Origin of the sequence: Streptococcus mitis (assembly GCF_002096735.1) — a bacterium.
Taxonomy (GTDB): Bacteria; Bacillota; Bacilli; order Lactobacillales; family Streptococcaceae; genus Streptococcus; species Streptococcus mitis_CZ.
The window spans coordinates 152,417-166,227 of sequence record NZ_NCVC01000017.1; the positions used below are offsets into that span (position 1 = coordinate 152,417).

Annotated in this window: 13 protein-coding genes; 11 read left to right on the forward strand and 2 right to left on the reverse strand. The window is 40.3% G+C overall.

What is annotated here, in order from left to right:
- Positions 1-84: 84 nt before the first annotated feature.
- The 9 genes from yjbM (at position 85) to B7703_RS07860 (ending at position 8,655) form a co-directional block, all read left to right on the forward strand.
- Positions 85-756: a GTP diphosphokinase gene (gene yjbM / locus B7703_RS07820; RefSeq protein WP_084924323.1), complete on the forward strand. Its 672-nt coding sequence runs from the start codon at positions 85-87 to the stop codon at positions 754-756.
- Positions 740-1,558 carry an NAD kinase gene (locus tag B7703_RS07825; protein ID WP_084924324.1) on the forward strand — a complete coding sequence of 273 codons (819 nt, stop codon included), beginning with the start codon at positions 740-742 and terminating at the stop codon, positions 1,556-1,558. The genes yjbM and B7703_RS07825 overlap by 17 nt, the downstream gene beginning before the upstream one ends.
- Positions 1,555-2,451 (forward strand): RluA family pseudouridine synthase, encoded by an 897-nt coding sequence (locus B7703_RS07830; RefSeq protein ID WP_084924326.1) that lies wholly within the window; start codon positions 1,555-1,557, stop codon positions 2,449-2,451. The genes B7703_RS07825 and B7703_RS07830 overlap by 4 nt, the downstream gene beginning before the upstream one ends.
- Positions 2,452-2,494: 43 nt before the next feature.
- A complete protein-coding gene (gene pta, locus B7703_RS07835) occupies positions 2,495-3,469 on the forward strand; it encodes a phosphate acetyltransferase (RefSeq protein ID WP_000451580.1) in 975 nt (324 codons plus the stop codon).
- Between the two features lie 234 nt (positions 3,470-3,703).
- Positions 3,704-4,879, forward strand: coding sequence for an A/G-specific adenine glycosylase (gene mutY / locus B7703_RS07840; RefSeq protein ID WP_084924327.1), 1,176 nt, complete (start codon positions 3,704-3,706; stop codon positions 4,877-4,879).
- A 55-nt stretch (positions 4,880-4,934) separates the two neighbouring features.
- On the forward strand, positions 4,935-5,642 hold the full coding sequence (gene yycF, locus B7703_RS07845; protein WP_033685152.1) for a response regulator YycF: 708 nt from the start codon (positions 4,935-4,937) through the stop codon (positions 5,640-5,642).
- Complete coding sequence (gene vicK / locus B7703_RS07850) at positions 5,635-6,984, forward strand: cell wall metabolism sensor histidine kinase VicK (RefSeq protein ID WP_084924329.1); 1,350 nt, start codon at positions 5,635-5,637, stop codon at positions 6,982-6,984. Before yycF ends, vicK begins: the two co-directional genes overlap by 8 nt.
- A 1-nt stretch (position 6,985) precedes the next feature.
- Entirely contained in the window at positions 6,986-7,795 is an 810-nt protein-coding gene (locus B7703_RS07855; protein ID WP_084924331.1) for an MBL fold metallo-hydrolase, read from the forward strand.
- 86 nt (positions 7,796-7,881) lie between these two features.
- Positions 7,882-8,655: a potassium channel family protein gene (locus B7703_RS07860; RefSeq protein ID WP_084924333.1), complete on the forward strand. Its 774-nt coding sequence runs from the start codon at positions 7,882-7,884 to the stop codon at positions 8,653-8,655.
- Between the two features lie 37 nt (positions 8,656-8,692).
- Here the strand turns inward: B7703_RS07860 and B7703_RS07865 are convergent, their stop codons facing one another.
- Positions 8,693-9,040, reverse strand: a complete 348-nt coding sequence (locus tag B7703_RS07865) for a DUF6568 family protein (RefSeq protein WP_084924334.1) — start codon at positions 9,038-9,040, stop codon at positions 8,693-8,695.
- 111 nt (positions 9,041-9,151) lie between these two features.
- Positions 9,152-10,870, reverse strand: a complete 1,719-nt coding sequence (locus tag B7703_RS07870) for a phospho-sugar mutase (RefSeq protein WP_084924336.1) — start codon at positions 10,868-10,870, stop codon at positions 9,152-9,154.
- A 153-nt stretch (positions 10,871-11,023) separates the two neighbouring features.
- Between B7703_RS07870 and B7703_RS07875 the strand changes: the two genes are divergently transcribed.
- Both B7703_RS07875 and B7703_RS07880 read left to right on the forward strand, forming a co-directional pair.
- Positions 11,024-12,925 carry an ABC transporter ATP-binding protein gene (locus B7703_RS07875; RefSeq protein ID WP_084924337.1) on the forward strand — a complete coding sequence of 634 codons (1,902 nt, stop codon included), beginning with the start codon at positions 11,024-11,026 and terminating at the stop codon, positions 12,923-12,925.
- Between the two features lie 2 nt (positions 12,926-12,927).
- A complete protein-coding gene (locus tag B7703_RS07880) occupies positions 12,928-13,791 on the forward strand; it encodes an Rgg family transcriptional regulator (RefSeq protein ID WP_084924617.1) in 864 nt (287 codons plus the stop codon).
- Positions 13,792-13,811 lie beyond the last annotated feature (20 nt).

Sequence of the window (13,811 nt, forward strand, 5' to 3'; positions counted from 1 at the left end):
AATAGCATTGTATTTATTGTATATGAATCTGGAGAAAAAATCAAAGATATTTTTGAAGGATAATATGAGAACAAGGGAGAATATATGACTTTAGAATGGGAAGAATTTCTAGATCCTTACATTCAAGCTGTTGGTGAGTTAAAGATTAAACTACGTGGTATTCGTAAGCAATATCGTAAGCAAAATAAGCATTCTCCGATTGAGTTTGTGACTGGTCGAGTCAAGCCGATTCAGAGCATCAGGGAAAAAATGGCTCGGCGTGGCATTACTTATGCGACCTTAGAGCACGATTTGCAAGATATTGCTGGTTTGCGTGTGATGGTTCAGTTTGTAGATGACGTTAAGGAAGTAGTGGAGATTTTGCGCAAACGTCAGGATATGCGAATCATACAGGAGCGAGATTATATTACTCATCGAAAGGCTTCAGGCTACCGTTCCTATCATGTGGTAGTAGAATATACGGTTGATACCATCAATGGAGCCAAGACCATTTTGGCGGAAATTCAGATTCGTACTTTGGCTATGAATTTCTGGGCAACGATAGAACATTCTCTCAACTACAAGTACCAAGGGGATTTCCCAGAGGAAATTAAAAAGAGACTGGAAATTACTGCCAAAATTGCCCATCAGTTGGATGAAGAAATGGGTAAAATTCGAGATGATATCCAGGAAGCTCAGGCTCTTTTTGATCCTTTGAGTAGAAAATTAAATGACGGTGTAGGAAACAGTGACGATACAGATGAAGAATACAGGTAAACGAATTGACCTGATAGCTAATAGAAAACCACAGAGTCAAAGGGTTTTGTATGAATTGCGAGATCGTTTGAAGAGAAATCAGTTTATACTCAATGATACCAATCCGGACATTGTCATTTCCATTGGTGGAGATGGCATGCTCTTGTCGGCCTTTCATAAGTACGAAAATCAGCTTGACAAGGTACGCTTCATCGGTGTTCATACTGGACATTTGGGCTTCTATACGGACTACCGTGATTTTGAGTTGGACCAGCTAGTGACCAATTTGCAGCTAGATACCGGAGCAAGGGTTTCTTACCCTGTTCTAAATGTGAAGGTTTTTCTTGGAAATGGAGAGGTCAAGATTTTTCGTGCCCTCAACGAAGCCAGCATTCGCAGATCCGATCGAACCATGGTGGCAGATGTTGTCATCAATGGTGTTCCCTTTGAACGTTTTCGTGGAGATGGGCTTACAGTTTCGACACCGACTGGTAGCACAGCCTATAACAAGTCGCTTGGTGGAGCTGTTTTGCACCCTACCATTGAAGCTCTTCAGTTGACGGAAATTGCCAGCCTTAATAATCGCGTCTATCGAACATTGGGTTCATCTATTATTGTTCCTAAGAAGGATAAGATTGAACTCATTCCAACGAGAAACGATTACCATACCATTTCGGTTGACAATAGCGTTTATTCTTTCCGTAATATTGAGCGTATTGAGTATCAAATCGACCATCATAAGATTCACTTTGTCGCATCACCGAGCCATACCAGTTTCTGGAATCGTGTTAAGGACGCTTTTATCGGCGAGGTGGATGAATGAGGTTTGAATTTATCGCAGATGAGCATGTCAAGGTTAAGACCTTCTTAAAAAAGCACGAGGTTTCTAAGGGGCTACTAGCTAAGATTAAGTTTCGAGGCGGAGCTATTCTGGTCAATGATCAACCACAAAATGCAACGTATCTATTGGATATTGGAGACCACGTTACCATTGATATTCCTGCTGAGGAAGGCTTTGAAACTCTAGAAGCTATCGAGAGACCATTAGACATTCTCTATGAGGATGACCATTTTCTAGTCTTAAACAAACCCTATGGAGTGGCTTCTATTCCTAGTGTCAATCACTCCAATACCATTGCCAATTTTATCAAGGGTTACTACGTCAAGAAAAACTATGAAAATCAGCAGGTTCACATTGTGACTAGGCTCGATAGGGACACTTCTGGCTTGATGCTCTTTGCTAAGCACGGCTATGCCCATGCACGATTAGACAAGCAGTTGCAGAAGAAATCTATCGAGAAACGCTACTTTGCCTTGGTTAAAGGTGATGGATATTTGGAATCAAAGGGTGAAATTATTGCTCCGATTGAGCGTGATGAAGACTCTATTATTATCAGACGCGTAGCTAAAGGTGGAAAGTATGCTCATACTTCTTACAAGATTGTAGCATCTTATGGGAATATTCATTTGGTAGACATTCGCCTGCACACTGGTCGAACCCACCAAATCCGAGTCCATTTTTCTCATATTGGTTTTCCTTTATTGGGAGATGATTTGTACGATGGTAGTCTGGACGACGGCATCCAACGTCAGGCCCTGCATTGCCATTACCTATCTTTTTATCATCCTTTTCTAGAGCAAGACTTGCAGTTAGAAAGTCCCTTGCCGGATGATTTTAGCAACCTTATTACTCAGTTATCAACTAATACTCTATAAAAACTATTTCAGAGTATAATTATTATCTTAAAGGAGAAAACTCATGGAAGTTTTTGAAAGTCTCAAAGCCAACTTGGTTGGTAAAAATGCTCGTATCGTTCTCCCTGAAGGGGAAGAACCTCGTATTCTTCAAGCGACTAAACGCCTGGTAAAAGAAACAGAAGTAATTCCTGTTTTGCTTGGAAATCCTGAAAAAATTAAAATTTATCTTGAAATTGAAGGTATCATGGATGGTTATGAAGTCATTGACCCTCAACATTATCCTCAATTTGAAGAAATGGTTGCTGCCTTGGTAGAGCGTCGTAAGGGCAAAATGTCTGAAGAAGATGCACGCAAGGTTTTGGTTGAAGATGTCAACTATTTTGGTGTTATGTTGGTTTACTTGGGCTTGGTTGATGGAATGGTATCAGGAGCGATTCACTCAACAGCTTCAACAGTTCGTCCAGCTCTTCAAATCATCAAAACTCGTCCAAATGTAACTCGTACTTCAGGTGCCTTCCTCATGGTTCGTGGTACTGAACGTTACCTGTTTGGAGACTGTGCCATTAACATTAATCCAGATGCAGAAGCTTTGGCTGAAATTGCAATCAACTCAGCAATCACAGCTAAGATGTTTGGCATCGAACCTAAAATTGCTATGCTAAGCTATTCTACTAAAGGTTCAGGATTTGGTGAAAGCGTCGATAAGGTCGTTGAAGCAACTAAAATTGCTCACGACTTGCGTCCTGACCTGGAAATTGATGGTGAGTTGCAATTTGATGCAGCCTTTGTTCCTGAAACTGCAGCTCTGAAAGCTCCGGGAAGTACAGTAGCTGGTCAAGCAAATGTCTTCATCTTCCCTGGTATCGAGGCAGGAAATATTGGTTACAAGATGGCCGAACGTCTCGGTGGTTTTGCGGCCGTAGGGCCTGTTTTACAAGGTTTGAACAAGCCAGTTAACGACCTCTCTCGTGGATGTAATGCGGATGATGTTTACAAGTTGACTCTTATCACAGCGGCTCAAGCAGTTCATCAATAAGATTTAGTCCTCTTTCCCTTGGGAAGAGGCTTTTTATACTCAATGAAAATCAAAGAGCAAACTAGGAAACTAGCCGTAGGCTACTCAAAGCACTGCTTTGAGGTTGTAGATAAGACTGACGAAGTCAGTTACATATATAATCCAAGGCGACGTTGACGTGGTTTGAATTTGATTTTCGAAGAGTATTAATACTAGGAAAAGGACAGTTAGAATCTTCTGTGTTATACTAGAGATATGTTAGATTTGAAAGAATATGGTATCGTCATGTGGCCGGATGGGAAGATTGTTTCTTTCCGTGAGAAACTTCTTGCCTGGTATGATGAAAACAAAAGAGATTTACCTTGGAGGAAAAGTAAAAATCCTTATCATATCTGGGTATCTGAAATCATGCTTCAGCAGACTAGGGTGGATACAGTTATCCCTTACTACGAAAGATTCTTGGACTGGTTTCCAACAGTAGAATGTTTGGCGAATGCGCCTGAAGAGCGTTTGTTGAAGGCTTGGGAAGGTTTGGGTTATTATTCTCGAGTACGCAATATGCAAGCTGCAGCCCAGCAGATTATGACTGACTTTGGTGGTCAATTTCCAAATACCTATGAAGGAATTTCCAGCTTGAAAGGGATTGGTCCTTATACAGCAGGAGCCATTTCCAGTATTGCTTTTAACTTGCCTGAGCCGGCTGTAGATGGTAATGTCATGCGTGTTTTAGCACGTCTGTTTGAAGTCAACCACGATATTGGCATTCCAAGTAATCGCAAAATTTTTCAAGCAATGATGGAAATCTTGATTGATCAGGATCGTCCAGGTGATTTTAATCAAGCTTTGATGGATTTAGGATCTGATATTGAGGCTCCTGTAAATCCTAGGCCAGAAGAGAGTCCAGTGAAGGACTTTAGTGCGGCATATCAGAATGGCACAATGGACCGTTATCCAATCAAGGCTCCCAAGAAAAAGCCAGTTCCCATTTATCTAAAAGCCTTGGTGGTCAAAAATACTCAGGGACAATTTTTACTTGAAAAAAATGAAAGCGAAAAGCTATTGGCAGGCTTTTGGCATTTCCCCTTGATAGAAGTTGATAATTTTTCGCAAGAAGAGCAGTTTGACCTCTTTCATCAGATTGCAGAAGAAAATGTGAACTTTGGTCCCAGTCCAGAAGAGAGTTTCCAGCAGGACTATGACCTAGATGTTGATTGGCTTGATGTTTATTTTGAGACAGTCAAGCATATCTTTAGCCACCGTAAATGGCATGTTCAAATTGTAGCAGGTCAGGTGACTGATTTTCATAACTTTTCCGATAGGGAAGTTCGCTGGCTTTCACCAGAAGAGTTCAAGGATGTTCCACTTGCCAAACCCCAACAAAAAATCTGGCAGGCTTATGCACAAGCCAACTTAGACAGTAGCAAAGATTAGCTATTGTGTTTTCTTGTTATTTTTTTGATATAATAGTAGAGAAAAAGGTGAACAAATGAAAAAAATATTAATTGTAGATGATGAAAAACCAATCTCGGATATTATCAAGTTTAATATGACCAAGGAAGGTTACGAGGTTGTAACTGCTTTTAATGGTCGTGAAGCGTTAGAGCAATATGAAGCAGAGCAACCAGATATTATTATTCTGGATTTGATGCTTCCTGAAATCGATGGTTTAGAAGTTGCTAAGACTATTCGCAAGACAAGTAGTGTGCCTATTATCATGCTGTCAGCTAAGGATAGCGAATTTGATAAGGTTATCGGTTTAGAGCTTGGGGCTGATGACTATGTGACAAAACCCTTCTCGAATCGTGAATTGCAGGCGCGTGTTAAAGCTCTTCTTCGTCGTACGGACTTGGCTTCTGTAGATAATCAGGAGTCAGATGAAAAGAAAACCCAACCCTTGCAAATTGGGGACTTGGAGATTGTGCCAGATGCCTACGTGGCTAAAAAATATGGTGAAGAACTAGACTTAACCCACCGTGAATTTGAGCTCTTGTACCACTTGGCATCTCATATTGGTCAAGTGATTACGCGTGAACACTTGCTTGAAACGGTCTGGGGTTATGATTATTTCGGAGATGTTCGGACTGTTGACGTAACTATCAGACGTTTGCGTGAGAAGATTGAAGATACACCAAGTCGTCCAGAGTATATCCTAACACGTCGCGGTGTTGGTTATTATATGAGAAATAATGATTAAACTAATAAAAGACACAGTTTTAACCAGTGATTTTATCTTTATCCTCATTCTACTTGGCTTTATTTTAGTGGTGACCTTGCTCTTACTAGAAAATCGTCGGGATAATATTCGGTTGAAGCAAATCAATCAAAAGGTAAAAGACTTGATTGCAGGAGATTATTCTCAGGTATTGGATATGCAGGGAAGTTCTGAAATTACCAATATTACCAATAATCTCAATGATTTATCAGAAGTAATCCGCTTGACTCAAGAAAATCTGGAACAAGAGAGTAAACGATTACACAGTATCCTCTCTTACATGACAGATGGTGTCCTTGCGACCAATCGTCGTGGCAAGATTACTATGATTAATGACATGGCTAAGAAACAGCTAGGTGTTCAGAAGGAAGAAGTTCTCAATAAAAGTATTCTAGAATTGCTTAGGATTGAAGATGAGTATGAACTTCGTGATTTGATTACCCAAGTTCCTGAGCTTATGATTGATTCTCAAGATGCCAATGGTGAATATCTGAGCCTTCGTGTACGTTTTGCCTTGGTTCGTCGAGAGTCTGGTTTTATCTCAGGTTTGGTTGCAGTTTTGCATGATACGACGGAGCAGGAGAAGGAAGAACGGGAACGGAGACTCTTTGTTTCCAACGTTAGTCATGAGCTACGAACGCCTCTGACTAGCGTAAAATCCTATCTTGAAGCCTTGGATGAGGGGGCCTTGTCAGAACCTGTCGCACCAGACTTTATCAAGGTATCTCTAGACGAAACCAACCGTATGATGCGAATGGTGACAGATCTTCTCCATCTTTCACGGATTGACAATGCAACCACTCACCTAGACGTGGAACTGATTAACTTCACTGCCTTTATTACCTTTATCCTTAACCGTTTTGATAAGATGAGGGGACCAGATGAAGAGAAGAAATATGAATTGGTGAGAGATTATCCGATTACCTCTGTCTGGATTGAAATTGATACAGACAAAATTACACAGGTGATTGATAATATTCTCAACAATGCCATTAAATATTCTCCAGATGGTGGAAAAATCACAGTGACCATGAAGACAACTGATGATCAGATGATTTTGTCTATCTCAGACCAAGGATTGGGTATTCCTAAGCAGGATTTGCCTCGTATCTTTGACCGTTTCTACCGTGTGGATCGTGCTAGAAGTCGTGCCCAAGGTGGAACAGGTTTGGGACTGTCTATTGCCAAAGAAATTATCAAACAACATAAGGGCTTTATTTGGGCCAAGAGTATATATGGTAAGGGATCAACCTTTACCATTGTGCTCCCTTATGATAAGGATGCAGTGAAGGAAGAAGTATGGGAGGACGAAGTAGAAGACTAGAATGAGTGAAACAGGCTTTAAATACAGTATTTTAGCGTCGGGTTCCAGTGGAAATTCCTTTTATCTGGAAACTCCAAAAAAGAAACTTTTAGTGGATGCCGGCTTATCTGGTAAAAAGATTACTAGCCTACTTGCTGAAATTAATCGCAAGCCAGAAGACTTGGATGCCATCTTGATTACGCATGAGCATTCAGACCATATCCACGGTGTAGGTGTTTTGGCTCGCAAGTATGGTATGGATTTGTATGCCAATGAAAAGACTTGGCAGGCTATGGAAAATAGCAAGTATCTTGGCAAGGTGGATTCTTCACAAAAGCATATCTTTGAAATGGGCAAAACCAAAACCTTTGGAGATATCGACATCGAGAGTTTTGGTGTAAGCCATGATGCAGTCGCACCGCAGTTCTATCGCTTTATGAAGGATGATAAGAGTTTTGTCATACTGACTGATACAGGTTATGTTAGTGATAGAATGGCAGGAATTGTCGAGAATGCAGATGGCTATCTTATCGAGTCCAACCATGATGTAGAGATTCTGCGAGCAGGATCTTATGCTTGGCGACTCAAACAACGAATCCTATCGGATCTCGGTCACCTTTCTAACAAGGATGGTGCCGAAGCTATGATTCGTACCTTAGGAAATCGCACTAAGAAAATCTACCTAGGACATTTGTCTAAAGAGAACAATATCAAGGAGCTGGCTCACATGACCATGGTTAATCAGCTAGCACAAGCTGATTTAGGTGTAGGAGTAGACTTTAAGGTTTACGATACCTCACCGGATACCGCAACACCATTGACAGAGATATAAAAAAGAAGGCGAATGTGCCTTCTTTTATATATTTTAGTAGAGATTTGGTGTGGTATAATGTTTACAAATGATATAGGAGAAATGATGTGAAAAGAAAATGGTTATTCAAGGATTATTATGACACAACGATTATCATACTTGCGTTAATATCCGTTGTTCTTGTCTTGCTTGGATTTGCTGAGATGATTGATTTAGACAATCCTCCATACAGTATTATTGACATACAACTTTGGTTTGTGTTTGTGGTAGATTATGGTTGTCGGTTCTTTTCAAGTAAAGAAAAATGGCGCTTTATTCTTGAAAATATTTTTGATTTATTGGCTATTCTCCCTTTAAATGCTATTTTCATAGTTTTTCGATTAGGGCGTATCTTCCGCTTAGCAAGGATGACAAAATTACTGAAACTGACTCGTTTACTTAGAATAATTGGACTTACAGGTAAATTAGAAAGAAAAATTAGTAGATTCTTACGGACAAATGGCCTGATTTATATCTTGTATGTTAATATCTTTATCGTACTAGTGGGAAGTTCAATTTTATCTGTAGTTGAAGAAAAATCCTTCTCAGATAGTCTTTGGTGGGCTCTTGTGACAGTAACTACTGTTGGTTATGGTGATATTGTTCCAATTTCCCTTTTTGGGAAATGGATAGCTGTTTTATTAATGTTGGTAGGGATTGGTACAATAGGAATGTTAACAAGTGCCTTGACGAATTTTTTTGTAAAGGATAATCCAGATGAACAGATAAAACTTGATAAACTCAAAGACGAATTATCGAGCCAAAGAATATTAATAGAGAAACAATCTGAGAAAATCGAAGAACTGCATCGGATGATACAAGATTTGCTTGAAAAAACGTAATTTTGACCATTTAAAAACCACTCGATGAGTGGCTTTTTTACAATCCAGCAAATTCTTTGATTTCTTGTGCTGACATTGAAGAGTCGCAACGGACATTGATTTGTCCATCTGCAATGTGAATGAAGCCTGGTACGGTTGGAATTCCATAGCGTGAGCGGAATTCTTGTAACTCATTGAGTTGGTTTGGTTCTTCACTGTTGATGAAGTAGATGTGAGCTTTAGTTTCAGCTACGACACCTGCCAAGGTACCAGCAAACTTACGGCAGTAAGGGCAAGTTTTGCGACCGATAAAGAAGGTTGCAGTTTCTTTTTTATCAAGAGCTTCTTGCGCACGCGCAACTGTAGTGACTTCAAGGTCTTTGATATTATCTAAAAATTGTTCCATGAGATTACCTCGCTTTCATTGATAAGTCTAGTATGCCATAAAGTTTCTAAAATTGCTTAGATTTGATACGAAAAAAAGATGAGATTGGTTATTCTCATCTTTTATAGGGATTTATTTTACAAAAGCATTGATTTCTGCTTCAATATTAGCAATCTTATCTTGTGATTCTTCGTTTGTTTCCCCTACAACTGCAATGTAGAACTTGATTTTTGGTTCTGTCCCTGAAGGGCGAACGGCAATCCATGAACCGTCAGCAAGTGTGTATTTCAACACATCACTTGGAGGAGTTGTCAAGTTTGTAACAGTACCGTCAGCAGCAGTAGCTGTTTGAGCTTTGAAGTCTTCTACGATAGTGATAGCTGTTGCATTCCATTCTTTTGGAGCATTGTTACGGAACTTAGCCATAATCGCTTTGATTTGTTCAGCACCATCGACACCTGAAAGGGTAACAGAGATAGTTTTTTCTGCGTAGTAGCCGTACTCTTTGTAGATTTCTTCGATACCGTCAGCAAGGGTCAAACCACGTGAACGGTAGTAGGCAGCAAGTTCAGCAACGACTAGAACGGCTTGGATAGCATCTTTATCACGTACGAATGGTTTAATCAAGTAACCGAAGCTTTCTTCAAATCCCATCATGTAAGTGTGATTGTGTTTTTCTTCGAATTCTTGGATTTTTTCAGCAATGAATTTGAAACCTGTCAAAACGTTGAACATGGTTGCGCCGTAGCTTTCAGCAATCTTCGTTACCAAGTCAGTTGATACGATAGATTTGCAGAGGGCTGCGTTTTCTGGAAGAGTTCCAGCGTTTTTGTGGGCTTCCAAGATGTATTTAGCCATGATAGCACCGATTTGGTTACCTGAAAGGTTGAGGTAGCTACCATCTTTTTGAAGAACTTCAACACCAACACGGTCAGCGTCTGGGTCAGTCGCCACAAGAACATCAGCACCAACTTGACGGCCGAGTTCTTCAGCAAGGGCAAAGGCTGCTTGGTTTTCTGGGTTTGGAGATTTAACAGTTGAGAAGTCTGGGTCTGGAGTTGCTTGAGCTTCAACGACTTGAACTGAGTCAAATCCTGCTTGTGCAAGAGCACGGCGAGCCAACATTTCACCAGTACCATGAAGTGGTGTGTAGACAATCTTCATGTCTTTACCAAACTCTTCAATCAAGGTTGGGTTGATGTTTACGTCTTTGACTTCTTTGAGGTATTCTGCATCAACAGCTTCGCCGATAACTTTAATCAAGCCAGAAGCTTTTTCAGCTTCTACATCAGCAACTTCGATAGCGAATGGGTTTTCGATAGCACGGATGTAAGTAGTCAAAGCGTCCGCGTCATGTGGAGGCATTTGCCCACCGTCTTCACCATAAACCTTGTAACCGTTAAATGGAGCAGGGTTATGGCTGGCAGTAATCATGATACCTGCAAAACAGTTGAGGTGACGAACTGCAAATGAGAGTTCTGGAGTTGGACGAAGGCTTTCAAATACGTAAGATTTGATACCGTGTTTAGCAAGAACTGCAGCAGATTCAAAGGCAAACTCAGGTGAGAAGTGACGACTATCGTAGGCAATTGCAACACCGCGTTCTTTTTCGTTTCCACCTTTTGACTCAATCAAACGAGCCAAACCTTCAGTTGCTTGACGAACAACATAGATGTTGATGCGGTTTGTACCTGCACCGATCAAGCCGCGCATACCTGCAGTACCAAATTCAAGATTGGTGTAGAAAGCATCTTCTTTTGTTTTTTCGTCCATGTTTTCTAAATCTTGACGAAGATAGTCGGGAAGGCCGGCAAAATCGACCCATTTTTGGTAATTTTCTTGGTAAGACATTGAAATTCTCCTTTTTGTAAATTGTTTTAACCGTTCACATTATAGCACTTTTTAGCGTTTTAGTAAAACGGTAGCATAATTTTCAGAAAAGTGGTGTCATATGCCGGTTTATCAAGTCTTGAATGCCTTAGGGAAACATGCTATACTGTTTGTATGATTATTTTACAAGCTAATAAAATTGAACGTTCTTTTGCAGGAGAGGTTCTTTTTGATAATATTAACCTACAAGTTGATGAACGTGATCGGATAGCCCTTGTTGGGAAAAATGGTGCAGGTAAGTCTACTCTTTTGAAGATTTTGGTTGGAGAAGAGGAGCCAACTAGTGGTGAAATCAATAAGAAAAAAGATATTTCTCTGTCTTACCTAGCTCAAGATAGCCGTTTTGAGTCTGAAAATACCATCTACGATGAGATGCTTCATGTCTTTGATGACTTGCGTCGGACTGAGAAACAACTTCGTCAGATGGAGCTGGAGATGGGTGAAAAATCTGGTGAAGATTTGGATAAACTGATGTCAGATTACGACCGCTTATCTGAGAATTTTCGCCAAGCAGGTGGCTTTACCTATGAAGCTGATATACGAGCGATTTTGAATGGATTCAAGTTTGACGAATCTATGTGGCAGATGAAAATTGCCGAGCTTTCGGGTGGTCAAAATACTCGTCTGGCACTTGCCAAAATGCTCCTTGAAAAGCCCAATCTCTTGGTCTTGGACGAGCCAACCAACCACTTGGATATTGAAACTATCGCTTGGCTAGAGAATTACTTGGTAAACTATAGCGGCGCCCTTATTATTGTCAGCCACGACCGTTATTTCTTAGATAAGGTTGCGACAATTACGCTAGATTTGACCAAGCATTCCTTGGATCGCTATGTGGGTAACTACTCTCGTTTTGTTGAGTTAAAGGAGCAAAAGCTAGCTACTGAGGCAAAAAACTATGAAAAGCAACAAAAGGAAATCGCTGCTCTGGAAGACTTTGTCAATCGCAATCTAGTCCGTGCTTCGACGACCAAACGTGCCCAATCTCGACGTAAACAACTGGAAAAAATGGAGCGTTTGGACAAGCCAGAAGCTAGTAAGAAATCAGCCAACATGACTTTCCAGTCTGAAAAAACGTCTGGTAATGTTGTTCTGACTGTCGAAAATGCAGCTATTGGCTATGATGGGGAAATATTGTCAGAGCCTATCAACTTAGACCTTCGTAAGATGAATGCTGTCGCCATCGTTGGTCCAAATGGTATTGGGAAATCAACCTTTATCAAATCTATTGTGGATCAGATTTCTTTTATCAAGGGTGAAAAGCGATTTGGAGCCAATGTGGAGGTGGGTTACTATGACCAAACCCAAAGCAAGCTGACATCAAGTAATACGGTCCTTGATGAACTCTGGAATGATTTTAAACTGACACCGGAAGTTGAAATTCGTAACCGTCTTGGCGCTTTCCTTTTCTCAGGAGATGACGTTAAAAAATCAGTAGGCATGCTGTCAGGTGGAGAGAAAGCTCGTTTGCTTTTGGCTAAATTGTCTATGGAAAACAACAACTTCCTGATTCTTGACGAGCCAACCAACCACTTGGATATTGATAGCAAGGAAGTGTTGGAAAATGCCTTGATTGACTTTGATGGAACTCTTCTATTTGTCAGCCACGACCGCTACTTTATCAATCGTGTGGCAACGCATGTACTGGAATTGTCTGAGAATGGTTCAACTCTTTACTTGGGAGATTACGACTACTATGTTGAGAAGAAAGCAGAAGTAGAAATGACTCAGGCTGAGGAAGATTCAACTCACAATCAAGTAAAAGAATCAAGTCCAGTCAATGACTATCAGGCCCAGAAAGAAAGTCAAAAAGAAGTTCGCAAACTCATGCGACAAATCGAAAGTCTAGAAGCTGAAATTGAAGAGCTAGAAAGTCAAAGCCAAGCCATTTCTGAACAAATGTTGGAAACAAACGATGCCGGCGAACTCATGGAATTGCAGGCTGAGCTGGACAAAATCAGCCATCGTCAGGAAGAAGCCATGCTTGAATGGGAAGAATTATCAGAGCAGGTGTAAAGATGGAACATCTTGGAAAGGTATTTCGTGAATTTCGGACAAGTGGAAATTATTCTTTAAAGGAGGCGGCAGGGGAGTCCTGTTCAACTTCTCAGTTATCTCGCTTTGAGCTTGGGGAGTCTGACCTAGCAGTCTCGCGTTTCTTTGAGATTTTGGATAACATTCATGTAACAATCGAAAATTTCATGGATAAGGCTAGGGATTTCCATAATCATGAACATGTTTCCATGATGGGACAAATTGTACCCCTTTACTACTCAAATGATATTGCAGGTTTTCAAAAGCTTCAAAGTGAACAACTTGAAAAGGCTAAGAGTTCGACAAATCCACTCTATTTTGAGCTGAACTGGATTTTGTTGCAAGGTCTGATTTGTCAAAGAGATTCGAGTTATCATATGAAGCAGGATGATTTAGATAAGGTAGCAGATTATCTCTTCAAAACAGAAGAATGGACCATGTATGAGTTGATTCTTTTCGGTAACCTCTATAGTTTCTACGATGTAGACTATGTCACTCGGATTGGTAGAGAAGTCATGGAGAGGGAGGAATTTTATCAAGAGATTGGTCGCCATAAGAGATTGGTTTTGATTTTGGCCCTCAATTGTTACCAGCATTGTTTAGAGCATCTTTCTTTTGACAATGCAAGCTATTTTGAGACTTATACAGAGAAGATTATTGGTAAAAACATTAGTCTGTATGAACGAAATATTTTACATTACCTAAAAGGCTTTGCCTTGTACCAAAAAGGACAGTGTAAAGAAGGTTGTAAGCAAATGCAAGAGGCCATGCATATTTTTGACGTGCTAGATCTTCCAGAGCAAGTAGCCTACTATCAGGAACACTACAAAAAATTTATCAAAGATTAATTTTCCCAAATAAGGGAAAA

Excerpts from the sequence above, each read along its gene's own strand:
- B7703_RS07865 (WP_084924334.1), bottom strand. The coding sequence starts at position 9,040 with ATGGAACAATTTTTAGATAATATCAAAGACCTTGAAGTCACTACAGTT.
- mutY (WP_084924327.1), top strand. The coding sequence starts at position 3,704 with ATGTTAGATTTGAAAGAATATGGTATCGTCATGTGGCCGGATGGGAAG.
- B7703_RS07880 (WP_084924617.1), top strand. The coding sequence starts at position 12,928 with ATGGAACATCTTGGAAAGGTATTTCGTGAATTTCGGACAAGTGGAAAT.
- B7703_RS07830 (WP_084924326.1), top strand. The coding sequence starts at position 1,555 with ATGAGGTTTGAATTTATCGCAGATGAGCATGTCAAGGTTAAGACCTTC.
- pta (WP_000451580.1), top strand. The coding sequence starts at position 2,495 with ATGGAAGTTTTTGAAAGTCTCAAAGCCAACTTGGTTGGTAAAAATGCT.
- yjbM (WP_084924323.1), top strand. The coding sequence starts at position 85 with ATGACTTTAGAATGGGAAGAATTTCTAGATCCTTACATTCAAGCTGTT.
- vicK (WP_084924329.1), top strand. The coding sequence starts at position 5,635 with ATGATTAAACTAATAAAAGACACAGTTTTAACCAGTGATTTTATCTTT.
- yycF (WP_033685152.1), top strand. The coding sequence starts at position 4,935 with ATGAAAAAAATATTAATTGTAGATGATGAAAAACCAATCTCGGATATT.
- B7703_RS07855 (WP_084924331.1), top strand. The coding sequence starts at position 6,986 with ATGAGTGAAACAGGCTTTAAATACAGTATTTTAGCGTCGGGTTCCAGT.
- B7703_RS07825 (WP_084924324.1), top strand. The coding sequence starts at position 740 with ATGAAGAATACAGGTAAACGAATTGACCTGATAGCTAATAGAAAACCA.
- B7703_RS07870 (WP_084924336.1), bottom strand. The coding sequence starts at position 10,870 with ATGTCTTACCAAGAAAATTACCAAAAATGGGTCGATTTTGCCGGCCTT.
- B7703_RS07875 (WP_084924337.1), top strand. The coding sequence starts at position 11,024 with ATGATTATTTTACAAGCTAATAAAATTGAACGTTCTTTTGCAGGAGAG.